General features: G+C 62.8%; 22 protein-coding genes. 19 read left to right on the top strand and 3 right to left on the bottom strand.

Annotated elements, in window-relative coordinates:
- The 10 genes from WCY17_RS03990 to WCY17_RS03945 all read left to right on the top strand — a co-directional run.
- On the top strand, positions 1-781 hold a 781-nt coding region (locus WCY17_RS03990), incomplete at its 5' end, for an LPD38 domain-containing protein (protein WP_372700868.1).
- A 384-nt stretch (positions 782-1,165) separates the two neighbouring features.
- Positions 1,166-3,109 (top strand): threonine--tRNA ligase, encoded by a 1,944-nt coding sequence (gene thrS, locus WCY17_RS03985; RefSeq protein ID WP_372700867.1) that lies wholly within the window; start codon positions 1,166-1,168, stop codon positions 3,107-3,109.
- Between the two features lie 33 nt (positions 3,110-3,142).
- Positions 3,143-3,682, top strand: coding sequence for a translation initiation factor IF-3 (gene infC / locus WCY17_RS03980; RefSeq protein ID WP_372700876.1), 540 nt, complete (start codon positions 3,143-3,145; stop codon positions 3,680-3,682).
- The gene (gene gshB, locus WCY17_RS03975; RefSeq protein ID WP_372700866.1) at positions 3,682-4,641 is read left to right on the top strand and encodes a glutathione synthase; all 960 of its coding nucleotides are present in this window, start codon (positions 3,682-3,684) and stop codon (positions 4,639-4,641) included. The genes infC and gshB overlap by 1 nt, the downstream gene beginning before the upstream one ends.
- A gap of 2 nt (positions 4,642-4,643) precedes the next feature.
- Positions 4,644-5,078 (top strand): PTS sugar transporter subunit IIA, encoded by a 435-nt coding sequence (locus WCY17_RS03970; protein ID WP_372700865.1) that lies wholly within the window; start codon positions 4,644-4,646, stop codon positions 5,076-5,078.
- Positions 5,079-5,093: 15 nt separating this feature from the next.
- Positions 5,094-5,363, top strand: a complete 270-nt coding sequence (locus WCY17_RS03965; protein WP_372700864.1) for an HPr family phosphocarrier protein — start codon at positions 5,094-5,096, stop codon at positions 5,361-5,363.
- A 14-nt stretch (positions 5,364-5,377) separates the two neighbouring features.
- Positions 5,378-7,132, top strand: coding sequence for a phosphoenolpyruvate--protein phosphotransferase (gene ptsP / locus WCY17_RS03960; RefSeq protein ID WP_372700875.1), 1,755 nt, complete (start codon positions 5,378-5,380; stop codon positions 7,130-7,132).
- Between the two features lie 51 nt (positions 7,133-7,183).
- Complete coding sequence (locus WCY17_RS03955) at positions 7,184-9,733, top strand: EAL domain-containing protein (protein ID WP_372700863.1); 2,550 nt, start codon at positions 7,184-7,186, stop codon at positions 9,731-9,733.
- Positions 9,734-9,935: 202 nt separating this feature from the next.
- Complete coding sequence (locus tag WCY17_RS03950; RefSeq protein WP_372700862.1) at positions 9,936-11,471, top strand: YifB family Mg chelatase-like AAA ATPase; 1,536 nt, start codon at positions 9,936-9,938, stop codon at positions 11,469-11,471.
- A 30-nt stretch (positions 11,472-11,501) separates the two neighbouring features.
- Positions 11,502-11,828 carry an accessory factor UbiK family protein gene (locus WCY17_RS03945; protein ID WP_372700861.1) on the top strand — a complete coding sequence of 109 codons (327 nt, stop codon included), beginning with the start codon at positions 11,502-11,504 and terminating at the stop codon, positions 11,826-11,828.
- Positions 11,829-12,060: 232 nt separating this feature from the next.
- Here WCY17_RS03945 and WCY17_RS03940 read toward each other — a convergent pair whose 3' ends face one another.
- Entirely contained in the window at positions 12,061-12,831 is a 771-nt protein-coding gene (locus WCY17_RS03940) for a methyltransferase (protein ID WP_372700860.1), read from the bottom strand.
- Between the two features lie 412 nt (positions 12,832-13,243).
- Between WCY17_RS03940 and rpmI the strand changes: the two genes are divergently transcribed.
- The 6 genes from rpmI (at position 13,244) to WCY17_RS03910 (ending at position 18,048) form a co-directional block, all read left to right on the top strand.
- Positions 13,244-13,441: a 50S ribosomal protein L35 gene (gene rpmI / locus WCY17_RS03935; RefSeq protein WP_372700859.1), complete on the top strand. Its 198-nt coding sequence runs from the start codon at positions 13,244-13,246 to the stop codon at positions 13,439-13,441.
- Positions 13,442-13,456: 15 nt separating this feature from the next.
- The gene (rplT, locus tag WCY17_RS03930; protein WP_372700858.1) at positions 13,457-13,816 is read left to right on the top strand and encodes a 50S ribosomal protein L20; all 360 of its coding nucleotides are present in this window, start codon (positions 13,457-13,459) and stop codon (positions 13,814-13,816) included.
- A 78-nt stretch (positions 13,817-13,894) separates the two neighbouring features.
- Positions 13,895-14,917 (top strand): phenylalanine--tRNA ligase subunit alpha, encoded by a 1,023-nt coding sequence (gene pheS / locus WCY17_RS03925; RefSeq protein ID WP_372700857.1) that lies wholly within the window; start codon positions 13,895-13,897, stop codon positions 14,915-14,917.
- Between the two features lie 24 nt (positions 14,918-14,941).
- Positions 14,942-17,356 carry a phenylalanine--tRNA ligase subunit beta gene (gene pheT / locus WCY17_RS03920; RefSeq protein WP_372700856.1) on the top strand — a complete coding sequence of 805 codons (2,415 nt, stop codon included), beginning with the start codon at positions 14,942-14,944 and terminating at the stop codon, positions 17,354-17,356.
- 3 nt (positions 17,357-17,359) lie between these two features.
- Positions 17,360-17,665, top strand: coding sequence for an integration host factor subunit alpha (locus WCY17_RS03915; RefSeq protein WP_372700855.1), 306 nt, complete (start codon positions 17,360-17,362; stop codon positions 17,663-17,665).
- Positions 17,662-18,048, top strand: coding sequence for a MerR family transcriptional regulator (locus WCY17_RS03910; protein WP_372700854.1), 387 nt, complete (start codon positions 17,662-17,664; stop codon positions 18,046-18,048). Before WCY17_RS03915 ends, WCY17_RS03910 begins: the two co-directional genes overlap by 4 nt.
- Positions 18,049-18,128: 80 nt before the next feature.
- Here the strand turns inward: WCY17_RS03910 and WCY17_RS03905 are convergent, their stop codons facing one another.
- Together WCY17_RS03905 and WCY17_RS03900 are read right to left on the bottom strand one after the other, a co-directional pair.
- A complete protein-coding gene (locus tag WCY17_RS03905; protein WP_372700853.1) occupies positions 18,129-18,644 on the bottom strand; it encodes a hypothetical protein in 516 nt (171 codons plus the stop codon).
- Positions 18,641-19,162: a sigma factor gene (locus WCY17_RS03900; RefSeq protein ID WP_372700852.1), complete on the bottom strand. Its 522-nt coding sequence runs from the start codon at positions 19,160-19,162 to the stop codon at positions 18,641-18,643. The genes WCY17_RS03905 and WCY17_RS03900 overlap by 4 nt, the downstream gene beginning before the upstream one ends.
- A 115-nt stretch (positions 19,163-19,277) precedes the next feature.
- Between WCY17_RS03900 and WCY17_RS03895 the strand changes: the two genes are divergently transcribed.
- From WCY17_RS03895 to sufB, 3 genes are all read left to right on the top strand, one after another.
- Positions 19,278-21,071, top strand: coding sequence for an ABC transporter ATP-binding protein/permease (locus tag WCY17_RS03895; RefSeq protein ID WP_372700851.1), 1,794 nt, complete (start codon positions 19,278-19,280; stop codon positions 21,069-21,071).
- 63 nt (positions 21,072-21,134) lie between these two features.
- The gene (locus WCY17_RS03890) at positions 21,135-21,659 is read left to right on the top strand and encodes an SUF system Fe-S cluster assembly regulator (RefSeq protein WP_372700850.1); all 525 of its coding nucleotides are present in this window, start codon (positions 21,135-21,137) and stop codon (positions 21,657-21,659) included.
- A gap of 4 nt (positions 21,660-21,663) precedes the next feature.
- Positions 21,664-23,112: a Fe-S cluster assembly protein SufB gene (gene sufB / locus WCY17_RS03885; protein ID WP_372700849.1), complete on the top strand. Its 1,449-nt coding sequence runs from the start codon at positions 21,664-21,666 to the stop codon at positions 23,110-23,112.
- Positions 23,113-23,116: the final 4 nt, after the last annotated feature.

The raw sequence follows: 23,116 nt of genomic DNA, 5'->3' as shown, positions 1-23,116 counted from the left end.
GTTGGCCTCGGTGGTCGAGCGTGGAACGGAGCTGGCCTTTGGGGGCGATGATTTCCGGCTGAAGGATTTCGCCAAGCAGGTGTATGCCATCCTGGATGACCAGTTGGAGCTTGGAATCTCAAGCCTTGCGCCGCAAATGTTCATGCCCGCGATTGAGGCATCGTTCAACTACGATACGTTCCGACAGCGCAACATCGACAACATGGCCCAGGAACGGTTGCCGGCCGGCGAGCGCTTCACCACGTCGACCAGCGCGGGGGCGATAGCGCTTGGCAGGGCCCTGGATGTTTCCCCGCAACGTATCGAGCACCTGGCTTCTGGCTACTTCGGCTGGCTTGGTGTTCAGGCCCTGAATGTCGCGGACTACCTGGTCCGGCCCCTGTCCAACCTGCCCGAGAATCCAAGGCGCGACATAACCCGCATCGACAACATTTTCGTAGTGGGCGACTTCGTCAAAGAACCCAACGCTCGATCGAGCAAGTACATCCAGCGCTTCTATGACATGCAAAAAGAGGTCAACCAGGTCTATGCTGCCTACAATCAGGCCAGGGCAACGGGGGACATGGAGCGCGCATCAGATCTCAGCCGAAGCGATGAGGCACGTCTGTACGGACTGGCCAGGGGTGCCAACAAGGAAATGACGAAGATCACGCAGCGGATCAGGGCCTTGGAGCGGGACCACCGGCCCATGGACGAGAAGCGTGCGCAGCTCGACGAGCTGTACCGGCTGCGCAACCAGCTGGCCGCCATTACAGATCAACGCGCGAGGGCGCTGCAGTAGTTGGGTGAGTAATGGCGACAACGGCGAAAATGAGTTTGGGGGTATGGGTGGGGTATAGTCCCACCTGTTGGTAGTCTAAGCGCCGCAACATCAAGGCTTTGCGGGTTGATTGCGGTTTAAGTACTGCCTACCAAATGACCCCCCAGCGGTTCTTGCATGCCCAGGCCACCAACCGGTGGCTTTTTGCATTGTGCGCCAGCCGGGCCTGCCCATTCATGCGCAACGTCGCATCGATGCCCGAAAGGCCGGACTCAGAAAGGCCGGGTTTTCAATTGATTGTTCGGGTGCTGGTTGCTAAACTTGACAGGTTGCACGTTGTGCGCTTTGGCAGTGGCCTGCGGTTTTTGGCGGCAGGCCCATTTTCGCTATCCAGGTTGTTTCCCTATGATTTGCATTACCCTTCCCGACGGTTCGAAACGTTCGTTCGAGCAGCCGGTGTCCGTGCATGACGTCGCGCGTTCGATAGGTCCGGGATTGGGCAAGGCGGCTCTGGCAGGCCGCCTGACCTATCCCGATCAGGCGGCGCGCCTGGTCGACACCAGCCACATCATAGAGCACGACGCCGATCTGGCCATCGTGACCGACAAGGATGCAGACGGCCTGGATCTGATCCGCCATTCTACGGCGCACTTGCTGGCGTATGCCGTCAAGTCGCTGTTTCCCGATGCCCAGGTGACCATCGGTCCGGTCATCGAAAACGGTTTCTACTACGATTTCTCCTACAAGCGGCCCTTCACCCCCGAAGATCTCGAGGCCATCGAGAAAAAAATGGCCGAACTGGCGCGCCTCGATGAGCCCGTGGTGCGCGAAGAGTGGTCGCGTGACGATGCGGTCGAATTCTTTCGCGGCATCGGCGAAGCCTACAAGGCCGAGATCATTGCGTCCATTCCCGGCAACGAAACCATCAGCCTGTATCGCGAGGGCGATTTCATCGATCTGTGCCGCGGCCCGCATGTACCGTCCACGGGGCGGCTGCGGGTCTTCAAGCTCACCAGCGTCGCGGGGGCCTACTGGCGCGGCGACAGCAACAACGAGATGCTGCAGCGCATTTATGGCACGGCCTGGGCGCGCAAGGAAGACCAGGACGCCTATCTGCACATGCTCGAACAGGCCGAATTGCGCGATCATCGGCGCATCGGGCGCGAACTCGACCTGTTCCATTTCCAGGAAGAGGCCCCGGGCCTGATTTTCTGGCACCCCAAGGGCTGGGCCATCTGGCAGCAGGTCGAACAGTACATGCGCCAGGTCTATGTCGACAATGGCTACCAGGAAGTCAAGGCGCCACAGATCCTCGACCTGTCCCTCTGGAAAAAGACCGGCCACTGGGACAACTACAAGGAAAACATCTTCATCACCGAGTCCGAGAACCGGACCTACGGGCTCAAGCCGATGAACTGCCCGGGGCATGTGCAGATCTTCAATGCCGGCCTGCATTCATACCGCGAACTGCCCGTACGCTATGGCGAATTCGGCCAGTGTCACCGCAACGAGCCTTCGGGGTCGTTGCACGGCATGATGCGGGTGCGCGGCTTCACGCAGGATGACGGGCACATTTTCTGCACCGAAGACCAGCTCCAGCAAGAATGCGCCGCCTTCACGCAGTTGCTGCAGAAGGTGTACGCCGACTTCGGTTTTACCGAGATCCTGTACAAGGTGGCCACGCGCCCCGAAAAACGCATTGGCGATGACGCCGTCTGGGACAAGGCCGAGCGGGCCCTGATGGACAGCCTCGATGCCTCGGGCTGTGCCTACGAAGTCTCTGAGGGCGAAGGGGCGTTCTATGGCCCGAAGATCGAATACACGCTGAAAGACGCCATTGGCCGGCACTGGCAGTGTGGCACGATTCAGGTCGATTTTTCCATGCCCCAGCGCCTGGGGGCCGAGTACGTCGACGCCGCCGACCAGCGCCGCACACCCGTCATGCTGCATCGGGCCATTCTTGGTTCATTCGAGCGCTTCATTGCCATGCTCATCGAAAACCATGCCGGGTCGCTGCCGCCCTGGCTGGCGCCGCACCATGCCGTCGTGTGCTGCATTTCAGAAAGCTCGGCCCAGTATGCCAGCGAGGTCACCAGGGCGTTGATCCAGCAGGGGTTTCGGGTCTTTCCAGATCTGCGTGGCGAAAAGATCACGCGCAAGGTGCGCGAGCACAGCCTGCAGAAGATCCCCTATATTCTCGTGGTGGGCGACAAAGAGCGTGCGGCCGGCACAGTGTCGGTGCGTGCCCGGGGCAATCTCGATCTCGGCGCTCTGTCGATCACCGATTTTTCCGCGCGTCTGCTCAATGAAATTCGCACACGCCAGACCGTCGCGGGCCCAGTTGCCTGAGCCCGTTCTTTTCTTTCTTCAGGAGTCCTAGACATCGCAACCGAAAAAAAGCACCGCGTCAATGGTGAAATCCGCATTCATGAAGTCCGCCTCATCGGGGTAGACGGCGAACAGATCGGTATTGTTCGCACTTCCGAGGCCATGGCCATGGCCGAGCAGAATGACGTCGATCTGGTCGAGATCGCACCGACGGCCAGCCCGCCAGTCTGCCGCCTCATGGATTACGGCAAGTTCCGCTACCAGGAACAGAAACGGCAGGCCGAGGCCAGGGCGCGGCAAAAAATCATACAGGTCAAGGAAGTCAAATTCCGGCCTGGTACCGACGAGGGTGATTACCAGGTGAAGCTGCGCAATCTGCGCCGTTTCATCGAAGATGGTGACAAGGCCAAAGTCACCTTGCGATTCCGCGGGCGTGAAATGGCCCACCAGGAACTTGGCATGCGGGTGCTCGAACGGGTGCGCGATGACATGGGCGACCTGATCCAGGTCGAGGCCATGCCCAAACTCGAGGGACGCCAGATGGTCATGGTGCTCGCGCCGCGCAAGAAGGGCGGCAAGCACGGGGACGCCTGATGCACATCCTGTTCGTGATCGATCCCCTGCCCGGGCTGAAGGCCTGGAAGGATTCGTCAGTGGCCATGATGCGTGCCCTGACGGCCAGGGGGCATACGTTCAGTTTTGCAACCATGCCCGATCTGTATGCCCACGAGGGGCAGATTCGCGTGGCTGCGACCCCGATGCAGCTGGCGGCCGACCCCGATTGGTCGGGGCATGCCTGGTGGCAGCAGGGTGATCAGGCCGATGACTGCCTGCTGGCTGATTTCGATGCGGTCCTGATGCGCAAGGACCCGCCATTCGATATGGAATACTTCCATGTCACGCACTTGTTCGATCACGCCAGGGCGCAGGGCGCGCGCGTGTTCAATTCGGGCGAGGCCATCCGCAATCACCCCGAAAAACTGTCCATCATCGAATTTCCAGAATACACCACGCCGACGCTGGTCAGCCGCGAGATGGCCCGTTTGCGGGCTTTTCATGCACGGCATGGCGATGTGATCGTCAAGCCGCTCGATGGCATGGGGGGCAGCGGGGTCTTTCGCCTGCTGCCGCACGACCCGAACCTCGGGGCCGTACTCGAGGCGCTCACCCACATGGGCACCCAGAACATCATGGCCCAGCGCTACATTCCAGCCATCACCCAGGGCGACAAGCGCATCCTCATCATCGACGGTGAGCCGATACCCTATGCACTGGCTCGCATGCCCATGGCCGGCGAGACGCGGGCGAACCTGGCGGCGGGCGGGCAGGGGGTTGCGCAGCCCCTGAGCCCGCGTGACCTCGAACTTGCCCATGCGGTGGGCGGGCGTCTGGCGCAGCGTGGCCTGTTGCTCATCGGCCTCGATGTCATTGGCGACTGCATCACCGAAATCAACGTGACGAGCCCGACGTGCTTCGTGGAGATCACCGAGCAGACGGGTTTCAATGTGGCAGGGCGCTTCGTCGAGGCCCTGGAACACGCTGTGTCGGCCTGATCATGGCTGTGCGCGTTGCCCTGGTCATGCACCTGCCACTTGGGGCGGCCTTCAAAGAGTGCGCCGCGCATGTGCTGGGTGAAATCCCTGACCTGCCGGTGTTCGACATCGCACCCGATGCAGACCCCGAGCGCGAGGCCGCGGGCTTGTTGCGCTGGCTGCGTGCGGGCGATCCGGTCGAGCCCGTCCTCCTGTTGTCCGACCTGTACGGGGCGACGCCCTTCAACATCGCCACGCAGGCGCGCCAGCAGGCCTTGCAGGAAGGGCGCGTCGTGCATTTGCTGACTGGCACCAACGCCTGCATGGTCCTGAAGGCCCTGACGGATCAGCCGGCCAATTCCGAGTGTCTCAGCACCCGGGTGTTGCAAGGGGCGCTGCGCGGTATCGTGGACGCCGAACCTTTCCCTGATGTGGACGCCAAACCCTCCCCTGACTAACCGGAACCCCTGGCCATGCCATCCATCGATCTCGTGATATCCAACAAGCTGGGGCTGCATGCGCGGGCAGCGGCCAAACTCACGCAGCTGGCCGGGCGCTATCAGAGTGAAGTGCACATCGCCCGCAGTGGACAGCGGGTCAATGCCAAGAGCATCATGGGCGTGATGATGCTGGCCGCTGGCCTGGGCGTCACGGTGCGCGTCGAGGCGCACGGCGCAGACGCAGAGCAGGCCCTGGCAGATATCCGTCGTTTGTTCGAGGGCAAGTTCGGCGAAGCCGAATGATCCCGGGCATCATGATGCAGCGGCTTGATTCAGCGCCAGGTACGTTGTCGTCCACGCTGTCGCTCTATGGCCAGGGTGTGGTGCGTGGCTACGCAATCGGCCGGGCCGTCGTGATGAGTGCCGCCTCGCTCGAGGTGGCCCATTACCGGGTTGCGCCCGAGCGGATTCAGGCCGAGCAGCACCGTTTCGAGCAGGCCGTCCAGGCCGCGGTGGCCGACCTGGAGCAGGTGGCCAATGACCTTCCGGCCGATGCACCGCGCGAACTCGGCGTCCTCCTGTCCATGCATGTCATGTTGCTGCAGGACCCCATGCTGGTCGATGCCGTCTGCCAGCTGATTGCCGAGCGCCAGTACAACGCCGAGTGGGCGCTGGCTGCACAGGGCCAGGTGCTGTCCGAGCAATTCGCGCTCATCGATGATGACTATCTGCGCGAGCGTGGCAATGACGTGCGCCAGGTCATCGAGCGGATACTGCGCATGCTCTCGGGCTCCGGCAACTGGTTGCCCGATCTCGATGGCATGCCGGAAGAAGCCAGCCTGATCGTTGTCGCGCGCGACATCTCCCCGGCCGACATGATGCGCTTGCGCGGCGGGCGGTTTGCCGCGTTCCTCACGGATCTCGGCAGCCCGACATCCCATACTGCCATTGCGGCGCGCAGCATGAACGTGCCGGCCGTGGTGGGCATGGACAAGGTGCGCGCTCTGGTACGTGACGGGGACCTGCTGATCGTCGACGGGGTGCAGGGCCATGTGCTGGTCAATCCCTGTGGGAATGCGTTGCGCGAGTACGAACAGCGCCGGGTGGCCTTCGAACTCGAACGCGGTGAACTCGAGGCGCTGCGCTTTGCGCCTGCGGTGACGCTCGACGGGGTGCAGGTGCGGATCGAGGCCAATATCGAAATGCCCGAAGAGGCCCCCACGGTATTGTCCAGCGGCGCACAGGGCATCGGCCTGTTTCGCACGGAATTCCTGTTCATGGGGCGCGCCACCCTGCCAACCGAAGAAGAACAGTACCAGGCGTATGCGTCGGTCGTGCGCGCCATGCAGGGGCATCCGGTGACGATCCGCACGCTGGATATCGGTGCCGACAAGACGCTGGATGGCGAGGCCACGGTGGCGACCAATCCGGCGCTCGGCCTGCGTGCAATCCGCTACTGTCTTGCGCACCCCGAACTGTTCAATACCCAATTGCGCGCCTTGCTGCGGGCGGCCGTGCATGGGCCTGTACGGCTTCTGCTGCCAATGGTGTCCAGTCTGGCTGAAATTCGTGCGGCACGCTGCGCACTCGAGCGGGCGGCCAGCGAGCTTCATGACGAGGGTGTGGCTCACGTGCAACAGCTCGTCCTGGGTGCCATGGTCGAGATCCCGGCGATGGCCATCGCCATCGAACCGTTTGCCGAGGTGCTCGACTTCCTGTCGATCGGAACCAATGACCTCATTCAGTACGTGCTGGCCATAGACCGTGCCGACAAGGATGTGGCATCGCTCTACGATCCCATGCATCCGGCCGTCCTGCGCCTGATAGCGCAGGTGATCAATGCGGGCGAGCGATTCGGCATCCCGGTTTCCATCTGTGGCGAGATGGCAGGTGATGCGCGTTACACTCGCATGCTGCTTGGCCTCGGCCTCACGGGCTTCTCCATGCACCCACAGCAACTGCTGGATGTGAAAAAGGAAATTCTTGGGGCGCATTCGAACATGCTGCGCTCCAGGGTGGCGGTTGCGCTGAATCGGGCGCAGCGTGTGGATCTGGCCGCCCTGTCGCCATGATGCAGGTATGATTCAGCCATGCAAACACGACCAGCCCTTCCGAAGCGGTTCTTGTCCGAGCTGGTCCGTTTCTGGCGGCGCCTGGGGCTGCATTCGCTGCGGCGTGGCGTGCTGTTGGGGGTGGTTCTGGTCGGTGTACTGGCGGTGGCCAACATACTTACCGTCCATTATATTCTGCGCCAGTCGGATGATCTCGCCGCCACGGTGAACCTGGCCGGCAATCTGCGCATGCTCAGCCAGCGCATGACACAGAAGGTCCTGTTGCTGCACGAGGGCAACCGTGCACAGACCCTGGCTGATCTGCGCGCGCTCGAAACCCGGTTCCAGCTGATTCTGGCGCATTTCGAGCAGGGCAATATCCTGCCTGGGCATACGTTGCCGGTCTTGCCTGATACGCTGCTGCCCGGTCTGGAAAGTCTCGATCATGCCTGGCAGACCTATTCGCTGTATCTGATCAATCCGGGGGCCTGGGCGGCCACGCATGATGGCACGCTGGAGCAATTCCTTCGGGCGGATGGGCAGTTGCTCGAACAGACCGAGTCGTTCGTCGGCTATTGGGTGCGCCACGCGGAGCGTGTGCAGGACAGAATGCTGTTCACGGCCTATGCATTGTTCGCCTTCAACTGCGCGTTGCTGATTCTGGCCTGGCTGTTGTTGCGTCGCAGCATCCTGCGGCCCATTTCCGCCCTGATGGACCAGTGCAGGGCGCTGTCGGCCGGTCACTTCGATGCGCGCAGCCGCTTCACGGCCAGCGAGGAGATGAATGCGCTGGGCCGGGCACTGAACGAGTCCGCGGCCCACATACAGAACCTGCTCGCCCGATTGCAGCAAGAGCACGCTGCCCTGCAGCGCGCCGAGGCGTCCAATCGCCAGGCTGCGCTGGTCTATCGGCATACCAGCGAGGCCATGGTGGTCACGGATCCGGATGGCCATATCCAGGACATCAATCCGGCCTTCACGGCAATCACCGGCTATCAGATCGAAGAGGTCAGGGGGCGTTCGATGGCCATCCTCGGCTCCGGGCACCACGACACCGCCTTCTATCGTCAATTGTGGAACTGCCTGAACACCACGGGACAATGGTCGGGTGATATCCACAACCGGCGCAAGTCGGGCGAGACCTATATCGAGCACCTCACGATCAGTACGTCCTACAACGACGATGGCTCGGTGAAATCCCGCGTCGGGCTGTTCTCGGATGTCACCCAGAAGCGCAAGCAAGAGGCCTTGATCTGGTACCAGGCCCATCATGATCAGCTCACGGATCTGCCCAACCGGCAACTGTTTCACGACACGCTGAACAAGTCCATCGCCAGCACGTGCGAAAGCGGCGCGAGCTTTGCGCTGCTTTTCCTGGATCTGGACAATTTCAAGGAAGTCAACGACAAATTTGGCCACCATGAGGGCGACCGTCTGCTGCAGATCGTGGCTGAACGCCTGAAGTCCTGTGTGGCCGAGTCCGACTGCGTTGCCCGCCTGGGGGGCGACGAGTTCACCATCCTGGTCCACGGGGTTCAGCAGAGCGACGAGATGCAACCCATCTGCGACAACATTCTCCAGGTGGTGGCGTCGCCGTGCCGGCTGGGTGGCAGTGCGATGCAGGTCTCGGTGAGCATTGGCGTTACGTTTTGCCCCCATGACGGGGTCAGCGCAGCCGATCTCCTGCGTTTTGCCGACCTGGCCATGTATGTGGCCAAGGCAAAGGGGCGCAACCAGTACAGCTTCTACTCGGGCCGGATTCACGATCGTATCCGTGAGCGGCGCGATTTGCAGGCCGATCTGGCGCACGCCCTGAACGAGCGCAGACTGATATTGCATTTTCAGCCGCTGGTGGACATGTGTACGGGCCGGGTGGTCTGCGCAGAAACCCTGTTGCGCTGGCTGCATCCTGAAAAAGGGCTGCTCGAACCGGTCCGGTTCATCGATCTGGCCGAAGACTCCGGCCTGATCATCCCCTTTGGCGACTGGGTGTTTCGTCAGGCTGTGGATCAGCTGGCCCGTTGGCGTGCGCGACACGATCCGGACTTCACACTCAGCATCAATGTGTCACCGGTGCAGTTTCACAAGGGCGGGCTCGAGCCTGCGGCATGGGCGGACTACATGCAGTCCGCGGGCGTTCCATGTTCTGCATTCACGCTGGAAATCACCGAGAGCCTGCTGATGCAGTCCGATGATCACGTTCTGGATCGCCTGCGCCGCCTGCGTGAGGCCGGGTTCGGGATTGCCCTGGACGATTTCGGTACCGGATATTCTTCGTTTACCTATCTCAAGCGTTTCTCCCTGGATTGCCTGAAAATCGATCGCAGCTTCGTGAATCACCTCGCCGAGGATTCCGAAGACCTGGTCCTGTGCCAGGCCATTGCGGCCATGGCGCAGCAACTGGGCCTGAAGGTCGTGGCCGAGGGGGTCAGGAACGAGACCCAGCGCGGGCTGCTGCTGGCCATGGGCTGTCAGGTCGGACAGGGGGCTGGCTATTCGGCACCACTGCCCGCAGAGGCGTTCGAGGCGCTGTTTGGCCAGGTATTGGCCGTGTCTTCGTCGTCTTCGGTGGTTGTGTTCGAAAGAGGCCCGGGTCCAGGCATCCATCCCGGCTTCCACTGAGGTGGTCAGGCGTGGGCCCGGGTGGCCAGGCCGTCACCAAAGGGGCCAGGCATGCACTCCGGTGGCCGGCCATCGGCCGAAGTGGCCCGGGCATGGACCGAAGCGCCCGGCTGCCGATCAGTATGGCAAAACCATCCGGGCTGGCCACCCGCCGGCGCTTCGGTCATCGTATAGTGGGCACGTTGCCGCGAGTAGGTGGATCATGTCGCTTGCTGTCCTGTCCAGCTGTACTTTGCGCGGCCTGCAGGCCGTAGCCGTGCAGGTCGAAGTCCATATCGGCAGGGGGCTGCCCGCATTCTCGCTGGTCGGCTCGCCCGGTGTCGAGGTCCGTGAAAGTCGCGAACGCGTACGCGCGGCGATCCTGAACAGCGGCTACGCATTCCCTGACGGTCGTATCACGGTGAATCTGGCGCCCGCCGAGCTTCCGAAAGCCTCCGGGCACTTCGATCTGCCGATCGCGCTGGGGGTATTGCTGGCTTCGGGGCAGGTTGCCACGGCAGATGGGCACGCGCCCATCGTGCACCACTATCTGCTCTGTGGCGAACTGTCCCTGACCGGCAGCATCGTGGCCACGGGCTCGGCACTGGCCATTGGCCTGTCCGTGGTGCGCGGCGCACAGCAGGCCGGTCACGCGCCGGTGCAGCTGATTCTTGCCCGCCGCGACGCGCAGGTCGCTGCGCAGGTGCCGGGTCTGGTCGTATTCGAAGCCGACACTCTGGCTCAGGTGGTCTGTCACCTGTCGGGCCGCGGTGCCCTGCAGCGTGCCATTGCGTCGGCCGAGCCTGCCCAGGGTGGTGCCGCCGTACCCTGCCTGTCGGAGGTGCGTGGTCAGCTGGCCGCCCGGCAGGCACTCGAAGTGGCGGCCGCCGGGGCACACGGGCTGCTGATGTCGGGCACGCCAGGTGTCGGGAAAAGCATGCTGGCCCAGCGCCTGCCGGGTTTGCTGCCCCCTCTCACGGCTGAGCAGGCGCTCGAAGTGGCAGCCCTGCACGGGCTGCTCGATCCGGGGCATGCGCCCACTGTCCAAGCGCCCTTTCGGGCGCCGCATCATGGCGCATCGATGGCGGCGCTCGTCGGTGGGGGCTTGCGGATCCGGCCGGGCGAGATCAGTCTGGCGCACCAAGGTGTATTGTTTCTGGATGAATTGCCCGAATTCGACCGCCGAGCGCTCGAGGCGCTGCGCGAGCCGCTGGAAACGGGCCAGATCACGGTAGCCAGGGCCAGTGGCACATGCCACTTCCCGGCACGATTCCAGTTGGTGGCTGCCATGAATCCGTGCCCGTGTGGCTGGTATGGCTGTCCGGAGGGCAAGCCAGCCTGCCGCTGCACGGATGAGCAGGTCCGACGCTACCGCAGTCGGGTATCCGGGCCTTTGCTGGACCGGATCGATCTGCATGTACGCCTGGCGCCCGAGCGCGCGTGGTCCGAGGCCGGGCCAGGTGAGACATCCGCCGCCGTGCGCGCACGGGTGTGTGCCGCGCGGGCCAGGCAATGGGCGCGTCAGGCTTGCCTGAACAGTCAGTTGCAGGGGGCTGCGCTCGAGATGCACGCACCGCTGGACGCCGAAAGCCGGGCCTTGCTGCAGCAGGCAGAAAAGGCCTGGAGCTGGTCGGCGCGCTCGCTTCAACGGACCCGGCGCGTCGCCCGTACACTGGCCGACCTGGAGCGGGCGCCTCGTGTGGAGAGCCGCCATGTTGCGCAGGCCATGCAATACAGGCCAGAATCCATTTGCCGTTAAAATCCAGAAAACCCATTTGCAGAGTTCACCATGATTGCACGAAATCCATTTTTTGAGGATTTTCAAAAAAACATATCAGACTTGCTGGCCAGAACGCCGGCGGCCGATGCCGAACGGGCGGTCAAGGCCTTCATGACCCAGGCCTTCGCCCGCATGGATCTGGTCACCCGGGAAGAATTCGACATACAGGTCGAACTGCTGGCCCGGGCGCTCGAGCAACTGCGGCAACTCGAGGCCCGTGTCCAGGCCCTCGAGGACGGGCTTTTGGCAAAGGCTGCGGCATCTGGCGCCACTGCGCAAGACACCGCATCGGTCCGTCGCGGTGATCAGGATCCGGAACACGCCGATCGCCCCTGAGCCGTCTCACCCTGGGGCATCGCCGCCACTTCTCGGGCGGCCTCGTCATCCTGGGGCATCGCCGTCACCCCTGGGGCGGCCTCGTCATCCTGGGGCATCGCCGTCACCCCTGGGGCGGCCTCATCATCCCAAGGGCGTCCCCGTCATCCCTGAGCCGTTCCCGTCACCCCTGAGTCGTCGTCATCGCCCCCGGGGTGTCCCCGTCTCACCCCTCAGCCTCTACCCGTGCGGTTCAGGCGCGCTGGTATTTCAGCAACTGACCCTTGTACGATCGGGCACCGCTCAGGCAGGGGCGACGATTCAGACGCTGGGTCTCGCGCAGATCGAAACCTTGCTCGCACATGCTGCGCGTGAAGGCTGCGCGCCCCCCGCGGTTGGCATCCACGATCCACACCATGCAGGCGGCGTCGGCATGCCTGCCGATGAATGCGGCCAGTGCCGGGGCGGTGTCCCGCTCGTAGAGCAGGTCGCTGCCCAGAATCAGGTCGAACGTATTGGCGAGCAGACCTGTTTTCTGCGTGTGTGGCGTCGGCAGGGTGCAGCCATTCCAGTCTCCATGGCGATAGGGCAGCGTGGGCGACAGCTGGTTCAGGGCCAGATTGTGTCGCAGGAATTCGGGCACCAGGGGATGGTGGTCGCTGGCGGTGATGTCCCAGCCTTTGCGGTGGCAGGCCAGGCTGGGCAGCGCGAGGCCACAGCCGATCTCGAGGATGCGCATGCCGGTGCCCTGGATGGGCTGCGTCATCAGTGCAGTGGTCAGGTAAAGGGATGAGGGCCACAAGAGCCCGGATAGCGGCCATAGTGCGGAGCTGATGCCAAGTTGGCTGGCCTCGCCATCGGGGTCGCAATACTGCTGGCGATCGGCCAGCGACATCAGAATCAGGTCGTCCTGCCCGGGCAGGGAAATGGTCGAGACGCGTGTTTCGCAACCCCGCAGCCAATGGGCTTCGTGCAATACCATCGCGGTGGGGGTGACGCGGGGCTCGGGTGGGCAGGGCAGCATGTACAAGACCATTGACGGGATTGGGTCATTATCTGGTGAATGGTGTAATTTTGCAAAAAAATACTCGATCATCGTTTATTTGTGGCTATTTTCGTTCTATTTTCATTTTGCTTCATTCTCATGGCATGTGTCCGACTGGAATATGGGCGGGTGGGCATGGCCGAAGCCTTGCGAGACGCGCATTCCTGCCCGGCAATGCACTTTCCTTCCTGCGATCGTCATGAAACTCTCGACAAAAAGATCCCGTTCATGATGTTCTCGACAAAAAGATCCCGTTCGCGCTAGAATGAAGGGCTTTACAAATCCTTTGTACGCATGTTGCGCGTACTTTGGGTTTCTTTTTGCAGATCACAGGTCTTACAAGCATCCGTTTCACGGAACACCTGTCTTTGCCAAGCCAACAGAGTGTCTCATGCCCAAGATGAAGTCCAAGAGGGGCGCTGCCAAACGTTTCAAGGTACGTGGCAGTGGTTCCATCAAGCGCGCCCATGCTTTCAAGCGCCATATCCTGACCAAGAAAACCACCAAGAACAAGCGTCAGTTGCGCGGTACGACCGCCGTCCATGATTCGGATATCGCCTCGGTCAAGGCGATGCTGCCTTTTGCCTGATCGGAGGCCATACTCATGCCACGCGTAAAACGCGGCGTCACGGCACGTGCACGCCACAAAAAAGTCATCCAGGCCGCCAAGGGCTATCGCGGTCGTCGCGGCAATGTCTTCCGGGTCGCCAAACAGGCGGTCATGAAGGCCGGGCAATATGCCTACCGCGATCGCCGCAACCGCAAGCGCACGTTCCGTGCGCTCTGGATCACCCGTATCAATGCAGCCTGCCGCGAACTGGGCGTCAGCTACAGTGTGTTCATTGCAGGCCTGAAGAAAGCATCCATAGACCTCGATCGCAAGGTTCTTGCCGATATGGCCGTGCACGACAAGCCCGGGTTTGCCGCCGTGGTGGCGCAAGCCAGGTCGGCCCTGTCAGCCTGATTCCCGTCGCTTCGCGTCAGGGGCTGCATCACCGCACACGGAGCTCGATGGGGCTCCGTTTGCATTTGGACGGATTTCATGGATACCTCGCTAGATGAATTGATTGCCCGGGCTCGCCAGCGGTTCGCGCAGGCGCCCGACCCGGCCTCGCTTGAAAATGAGAAGGCGGCTTTCCTGGGCAGGCAGGGGGCCCTCACGGCGCTGCTCAAGGGCCTGTCCCGCCTGCAGGGTGAAGAAAGGCGTGCGCGGGGTGCACAGATCAATCAGGCCAAGCAGCACGTCGAGGCCCTGCTTGCCGAGCGCCGGGCCGAGCTGGCCCGTCTGCGTCTCGAACAGCGCCTGGCCGCCGAGACCATCGATGTCACCTTGCCGGGGCGTGGGCGCGCAACGGGGGGCATACACCCGGTCATCCGGTCCTGGCAGCGGGTCGAGCAGATCTTCCGCTCGATCGGCTTCGATGTCGCCGATGGCCCGGAGATCGAAAATGACTGGATGAACTTCACGGCGCTGAACAACCCCGAGAACCATCCCGCGCGCTCCATGCAGGATACCTTCTATGTCGACATGAATGATGCCCAGGGCCTGCCGCTGGTGCTGCGCACGCATACGAGCCCGATGCAGGTCCGTTATGCACGCATGCACGAGCCGCCCATCAAGGTCATTGCGCCGGGGCGCACCTACCGGGTCGACAGCGATGCCACGCATTCGCCCATGTTCCATCAGGTCGAAGGCCTGTGGATAGACCGGCAGATTTCCTTTGCGGATCTGAAGGGCGTGTACACCCATTTCCTGCGCGCCTTTTTTGCGACCGACGACCTCACCCTGCGTTTCAGGCCATCGTTTTTTCCGTTTACCGAACCTTCGGCGGAAATCGACATGATGTTCATGAGCGGGCCGCTGAAGGGCCGTTGGCTCGAAATTTCCGGCTCGGGGCAGGTGCATCCGCAGGTGGTGCGCAACTTTGGCCTGGATCCCGAAGAATATATCGGCTTTGCCTTTGGTTCAGGGCTCGAGCGCCTGGCGATGCTGCGCTATGGCATCACCGACTTGCGCCAGTTCTTTGAAGGCGACTTGCGCTTCCTGCGCCAGTTCAACACTTGAGTCTCTGTATCACGGAATACCATCATGCTAGTTCCAGAATCCTGGCTGCGCGCCTGGGCCAATCCTTCGATCGACTCCCAGGAGCTGGCGGATCGTCTCACCATGGCGGGCCTCGAAGTCGAAGAGTCTGCGCCTTTCGCACCTGGATTTGCAGGGGTGGTGGTGGCGCGTATCGAATCGGTGGTCCCACATCCCGATGCCGATCGGCTGCGCGTCTGTCAGGTCGATGATGGCAGTGGCGAGCGCCTGCAGATCGTGTGCGGCGCGCCCAATGCCGCTGTGGGCTTGCAGGTGCCCCTGGCGCGGGTTGGGGCGCAATTGCCCGGCGGTCAGGCCATCGGTGCCGTGCGCATGCGCGGTGTCGAATCGGCCGGCATGCTGTGTTCGGCGCGTGAACTGGGGCTGTCGGAAGATCACGGCGGCTTGCTCGAACTGCCCGACGATCTCATTCCGGGTACGGACCTGCGCAGCGCTCTGGCACTGGATGACGTGATCCATACCCTCAAGCTCACACCCAATCGCGCCGACTGCCTGTCGATTCGGGGGGTGGCACACGAACTGGCCGCGCTCACGGGCTGTGTCCTGACTGAACCCGCGTTCACGCCCGTTCCGGCCACGCTGGACGACCGTCTGGCCGTGACCGTGCAGGCCCCCGACCTGTGCGGGCGCTTTGCCGGGCGCATCGTGCGCGGGGTCGATGCGCGGGCCGCCACCCCCGGCTGGATGAAGGCGCGGCTCGAGCGGGCCGGGCAGCGCAGTGTCTCGGCGCTGGTGGATATCTCGAACTACGTCATGCTCGAATTGGGTCGGCCCACCCATGTGTTCGATCTGCACAGGCTTGCGGGTGACCTGGTCGTGCGCTGGGCGCGCACGGGCGAGACCCTCGAATTGCTCAATGGGCAACAGGTCGAACTGGGCCCCGATGTCGGGGTGATCGAGTCCGGGGGGCGCCTGGAAAGCCTGGCCGGCATCATGGGGGGCGCCGCTTCGGCCGTATCGCTCGAGACGACCGATGTCTATCTCGAAGCGGCATTCTGGTGGCCGGACGCCATCATGGGTCGGCCGCGTCGCTACAAGCTGGCCTCTGAAGCCGCACACCGCTTCGAGCGCGGGGTGGACTACGCCACGATACCGGCGCACCTGGAACGGCTCACTGCGCTGGTTCTGGAAATCTGTGGCGGCCAGGCCGGGCCCATTACCGACAACGTGGCTCGCTTGCCAGAGCGGGCGCCGGTGCGCATGCGCCTGTCGCGCTGCATGCGGATTCTGGGCCTGACGCTTGCTGCAGAAGAAGTCGACGATATCTTCACGCGCCTGGGTTTCGAGTTCAGGCGCGATGGCGAAGCCTTTGTCGTGACCCCGCCCGCAGCCCGCTTCGATCTGAATCTGGAGGAAGACCTGATCGAAGAGGTGGCGCGCATCTACGGCTTTGACCGGATCCCGCACCATCCCCCGGTGGCCAGCGCCAATATACGGGTATTGCCCGAAGTGCAGCATGGTCCGCACATTCTGCGCACTATCATGGTCAATATGGATTACCAGGAAGTCATCAATTTCTCGTTCGTGGACGAGGCCTGGGAGCGGGACTACTGTGCCAATCCGCAGCCGATCCGCTTGCTCAATCCGATTGCCAGCCAGATGGGCGTCATGCGCTCGAGCCTGATCGGTGGCTTGCTGGCCAACATCGAGCACAATGCGCGTCATCGCCAGGAACGCGTGCGGGTCTTCGAACTGGGCCGGGTGTTCCGGCGTGATCCTGCGGTGGCCGATGGCGATCTGTCCGTCGCAGGTGTCTCCCAGCCCACCCATCTCGCTGCAGCCGCATGGGGGCCAGCGCAGCCCGAACAGTGGGGCCTTGCTGCCCGCCCGGTCGATTTCTTCGATGTCAAGCGTGACCTCGAATCCCTGTTGGGCGCGCGGGCAGCGCTTCTGCGCTGCGAGGCAGCCAGCCATCCAGCCCTGCACCCTGGGCGCAGTGCCCGCCTGTATGTGGATGGGCAGCCCGCGGGCTGGCTGGGCGAAGTCCATCCGCGCTGGGCTCAGGCGCTCGACCTGGCACAGGCCCCTGTGGTCTTCGAAGTGCCGCTGTCGGTCGTGGCCCGCCGCGACTTCCCCCACCCTGGCCCCCTGTCGCGTCAGCCGTGGGTCATACGCGATCTGGCCATCTGGCTCGACGAGGCCCTGCCGTGGCAGGCTGTGCTTGATACACTGAATGCAGTGATTGCAGCCGACGCTGCGTTGGCCGTGGTCAAAGAGATTAAACTGTTCGACATATGGCGCGATCCTGCGGCGCCCGGGCTGCGCAGCCTGGGATTGCGGTTTCGCTTTCAGGGCCACGATGCGTCACTTGAAGAGCAACAGATCGAAGCGTGTGTGCAACTGCTGTTCAGCACACTTCAGAAAACGCATGGTGCACGCCTTCGTTCACAGGAGTCATGACCGGTGGATATCGACAGTACACTGACCAAGGCCCGGCTGGCCGAATTGCTGTTCGAGCAGGTCGGGCTCAACAAGCGCGAAGCCAAGGATGTAGTCGACACTTTCTTCGAAGAGATCCGCGCCGCCCTGGTGCAGGGGCGTGATGTGAAGCTGTCCGGCTTCGGCAGCTTTCAGGTGCGCAACAAGCCGCCGCGCCCGGGGCGCAACCCCAAAACAGGCGAAATCATCCCCATTGCCGCGCGCCGGGTGGTCACCTTCCATGCCAGCCAGAAACTCAAGGCCAGTGTGCTCGACGGAGAACCGGCATGACGCGCGCCGCCGAACCCGTCGTACTGCCACCCATCCCTGCCAAGCGGTATTTCACGATCGGCGAAGTCAGCGAACTCTGCGTGGTCAAGCCACACATCCTGCGCTACTGGGAACAAGAGTTCAGCCAGCTGAAACCAGTCAAGCGGCGTGGCAACCGGCGCTATTATCAGCACCATGAAGTCCTGCTGGTGCGCAGGATCCGTGACCTGCTCTACGAACAGGGCTTCACCATTGCCGGTGCACGCAACCGGCTCAATGATGCTGACCCCGTCGGTCGTGGTCAGGATACGGCCGTACGGCTCAGTGCAGCCGAATTCCAGGCCTTGCGCGCTGATCTCCAGGCGCTGGCCGTCAGCCTGAAGCAGGCGCTGGGTTCATCCTGAATCCGCTGTTCGGGCCATTTTGACCCCGGTGTTCGGGCCCTTCGCGGGCGGCTGCTCGAGCCACCCCGAGCCCGGTGGGATCAGGGTGTGCCCTGCAGGCGTATGGTCTCGGACACCATCGTGCTCGGAACATCGCGCGTGCCGGCCCAGATGACCAGCAGCAGGACGGCGCCGAGCACCAGCAGCACGATGGCCAGGGGCAGGCGCCTGCGGCGCAACCAGGATGCGAGCCGTTGTCGCACAGCGCGCCCGGCCCTGCGTTCAGGGTGCGCATCGGTGGCGTTCGGGTCGGCGTTGCGGCCTGGCGTGCCCGGTACCTGGCGCAGGACAGAACCCATGGGCGATGGCGGTACGCCATCGGGCAGCGCCCGCATGCCCAGGGTTGATTCGATCTGTGCCAGTACCGTGCCGTCTGGCGTCTGCCTGGGCAGGACGTCGACGATGCCCAGGAAATAGGCTTCCCATTTCAGCGCGCGTGCGGCGGCCGCGTTGTCGTGCGCCAGCGCGTTTTCGATTTCGCTGCGGGGTACGGAAATTTCGATGCCCAGCACGTAGCAGGCGATTTCATGGTCAGTGAAATTGCGGCTGGTCTTCATGCGCGCACTGCCTCGGCCAGATGCTGCAGAGCGGCCTCGAGCGCAGCGCGGACATCGGGCTCGGTGCGCTTGAGTTGCGCGGCAATCGACTCGAAGGTGCCGCCGTGCAGATAGGCACACAGAAGTGCATCGCGCTGCGGATCTGACAGGCTGCGCAATGAGCCGGTGATGCCGATGCCGGCCTGCGTGTCGGTGAAGTGCAGTCGGGGCAGATGTGCGGGCCGGGCTGGTGCTGGCCTGTTGCCGTGCGCCCTGGATGCGCGCGCCCGATGGCGCAGTATGCTGTACATCCAGGCGCGGGCCGTGCCGATGGCCGGGCTGTAGCCAGCCGCATTGCGCCAGATCAGGACAAATGTGTCGTGCACCACCGCCTGGGCCTCGGGCTCGCTGCCCAGCATGGCCTGGGCCAGGGCGTACATGGCAGCCGATTCGTGCCAGTACAGCGCCAGGAAGGCGCTGTGATCACCGGCAGCACAGGCTTGCAGTTCGTTTTCGAAATCGGGAACCGAAACAGTCATACAATCTCTGCGGTCAGGCGAAACGGGGTGATGCGCCAGTAATGATCCCCCATTGTATGCGCAGTGTGCAAATGCATCGCCCTGTCTCGACCTTGCTTCTTTGCGGGATGTTTCCATGCGCTATTTCCATACCGGCCCGGCGCCGGCCCGTCGCAATGACTGGCAGACCCTGAAGAGCCTGTGGCCCTACGTCTGGGCTTTCCGGGTCCGGGTGCTGCTGGCTGTCGTGTGCCTGGTGATCGCCAAGGTGGCCAACGTCGTCACCCCGATCTGGCTCAAGGACATCGTGGACGAACTGGGCAGCCCATCGGGCCTGCTCGTGCTGCCTCTGGCGGCGCTTCTGGGCTATGGCCTGGCGCGCCTGGCCACTTCGGTGTTTGGCGAACTGCGTGATGCGCTCTTTGCGCGGGTGACCCAGGGCGCGATCCGCGAGGTTGCGATCCGCGTGTTCCGGCATCTTCTGTCCCTGTCCATGCGTTTTCACATGGGCCGGCGCACGGGCGGCCTGTCGCGCGATATCGAGCGGGGTACCAAGGGCATCGGGTTCCTGCTCAATTTCACGGTCTTCAACATCCTGCCGACGCTGCTCGAAATCGGCATGGTCACGGGGATTCTGCTGTGGCGCTACGACTGGCCGTTTGCCGTGCTCACCCTGGGTACCATCGCGGCCTATGTGCTGTTCACGCTCAAGGTGACCGAGCGGCGCATGGTCCATCGACGCACGATGAACACGCTCGACAGTCAGGCCAACGGCAAGGCCGTGGATGCCCTGCTGAACTATGAGACGGTGAAGTACTTCGACAATGAAGACTATGAAAGTCGCCGCTACGATCACGATCTGTCGCGCTGGGTGGATTCGGCGGTGCGCAACCAGGTGTCGCTGAACCTGCTCAACATGGGGCAGGGGGTCATCATTACGGTGGGCATGACCGCTTTGCTGTGGCAATCTGCAGCAGGGGTCGTGCAAGGCCACATGACCGTCGGCGATGTCGTGCTGGTATCGGCTTACCTCACGCAACTGTATGCACCGCTGAACTTCCTGGGTTTCGTGTATCGGGAAATTCGCCATGCGCTGGCGGACATGGAACGCATGTTCGATCTGTTGCGCAACAGCCAGGAAATCGCCGACCGGCCCGATGCGCGGGTCCTGCAGGCGCGCGAAGCCAGCCTGGCTTTCGAGAACGTGGATTTTTCATACGAACCCGACCGCCAGATCCTGCACGGGGTCAGCTTCAGTGTGCCGGCGGGCGGCTCCCTGGCGGTGGTGGGGGCGTCCGGGGCGGGCAAATCGACGCTGTCGCGGCTTCTGTTCCGTTTCTACGACCCCACCGGCGGGCGGGTGCTGGTCAATGGCAGGGACCTGCGCGACTATACGCAGGCCAGCCTGCGCGCTCATATCGGGATCGTGCCGCAGGATACGGTGCTGTTCAATGATACGATCGCTTACAACATCGCCTATGGCCGACCACAGGCCAGCCAGCAGGATATCGAAGCCGTGGCGCGGGCGGCCCACATTGATGAATTCATCCAGTCGCTGCCCAAAGGCTACGATACGCAGGTCGGCGAGCGTGGGCTGAAGCTCTCGGGCGGCGAGAAGCAGCGGGTGGCCATTGCCCGGGCGTTGCTCAAGTCACCACCGATCATGGTGTTCGATGAAGCCACCAGTGCGCTGGACACGCGCACCGAGCGATCCATACAGACCCAGCTCGAAAAAATCGCCCAGGGCCGCACGACGCTCATCATTGCGCACCGGCTCTCCACCATCGTGCACGCGGATCATATTCTGGTCATGGAGCATGGGCGCGTGGTCGAGCAGGGCACCCATGCGGCGCTGCTGGCCCAGGCAGGCCGGTATGCCAGGATGTGGCAACTGCAGCAGGCTGCGCTGCCCGAACCTGCGCCTGTTTGATCCATACCGTACCAAAGTGGTACTATTTGATTTTCCTGAAAATCACCATCGCAGGGCAGCTGAATGTTGCGGATCAGCAAGATCGTCGATTACGGTATCCTGGTGCTCACGCACCTGGCCGTGCGTCCGGCAGAATTCTGCAGCGCCACCGAACTTGCGGCCACACTCGGGCTGGGCCAGCCGGTCGTCAGCAAGGTGCTCAAGTTGCTCGCGCAGCACGATCTGGTCATCAGCCAGCGGGGCGCCCAGGGCGGCTATCGCCTGCAGCGTGATGCGCGGCAGATCAATGTGGCGCAAATCATCGATGCCCTCGAAGATCAGCCGTTTGGCCTCACCGAATGCACCGCCATGCCGGGTATCTGCGCTGTCGAAGATGCGTGCCACATCCGCCCGCACTGGATGCGTATCAACCGCATCGTGCGCCGGACCCTCGAATCCACGACCCTGGCCGACATGCTGCCCGAGGCGCTGGCGCCCGTACCCGATGTCATGCGTGACGGCATGCGCCCCGCAGTACTGGCCCGTACAGCGTCCGGCCTATCCGTCGACGCGCCCGCGCAGCCCCTTCCATTCCGAACTGGAGCCTGATTCAATGAGCACTGTGAACGACAAGCTCGACACCTTCCTCGATCGCGAGTACGACGCTGGTTTCGTCACCGAAATCGAGTCCGAGACCTTTGCCAAGGGGCTCGACGAAGACGTGATCCGCCGCTTGTCGGCGATCAAGCGCGAGCCCGAATTCATGCTTGAATGGCGCCTGAAGGCGTACCGGGCCTGGCTGAAGATGTCCTTGCCGCGCTGGGCGAAGCTGCACTACCCCGATCCCGATTTTCAGGACATCAGCTATTTTTCTGCGCCCAAATCCAAGAAGGACGGCCCCAAGAGCCTCGATGAAGTCGACCCCGAGCTCCTGCGCACCTACGAGAAGCTGGGCGTGCCGTTGCACGAACGCGCCAAGCTGGCCGGTGTGGCCGTGGATGCCGTATTCGACTCGGTGTCGGTGGCCACGACGTTTCGCAAGCAGCTGGCAGATGTGGGCATCATTTTCTGCTCGTTCTCCGAGGCCCTGCGCAGCCACCCCGAGCTCGTGCAGAAATACATGGGCACCGTCGTGCCGCCGGCCGACAATTTCTACGCCGCCTTGAATTCTGCCGTGTTCTCGGATGGCTCGTTCGTCTATATCCCCAAGGGGGTCAAGTGCCCCATGGAGCTGTCCACTTATTTTCGCATCAACAATGCCGATACCGGGCAGTTCGAGCGCACCCTGATCATTGCCGACGAAGGGGCCAGCGTGAGCTACCTTGAAGGCTGCACTGCGCCCATGCGCGACGAGAACCAGCTGCATGCGGCGGTGGTCGAACTGGTGGCCCTCGACGACGCAAAGATCAAGTATTCCACGGTCCAGAATTGGTATCCAGGCGATGAAAACGGCGTGGGCGGCATCTACAATTTCGTCACCAAACGTGGCGATTGCCGGGGCGCGCGCTCGCGCATTTCCTGGACCCAGGTCGAGACCGGGTCTGCCATCACCTGGAAATACCCCAGCGTCATTCTGCGCGGCGATGACTCCACGGGCGAGTTCTACTCGGTCGCCCTGTCCAACCATCGCCAACAGGCCGATACCGGCACCAAGATGGTGCACATGGGCCGCAACACGCGCAGCACCATCATTTCCAAGGGGATCTCGGCCGGGCACGGCAGCAATACATTCCGCAGCCTGGTACGCATGATGCCCAAGGCAGACAATGCGCGCAACTATACCCAGTGCGACTCGCTGCTGATCGGCAAGCTGTGCGCGGCACATACCTTCCCCACCATGGAAGTACAGAACCCCAGCGCCAATGTCGAACACGAGGCCACGGCATCCCGGATTGCCGAAGACCAGCTGTTCTACGCCATGCAGCGCGGGATATCGGCCGAAGATGCCGTATCGATGATCGTCAACGGCTTCTGCAAGGAAGTCTTCAAGGAATTGCCCATGGAGTTCGCCGTCGAAGCACAGAATCTGCTTGGCGTCAGTCTCGAAGGCAGCGTCGGCTAAGGAG

The sequence above is a fragment of the Castellaniella sp. genome, assembly GCF_041677825.1.
In the GTDB taxonomy this organism is placed as follows: Bacteria; Pseudomonadota; Gammaproteobacteria; order Burkholderiales; family Burkholderiaceae_B; genus Castellaniella.
The sequence above is the reverse complement of the archived record's forward strand: the minus strand, read 5'-3'. Positions and strand labels throughout refer to the sequence as shown.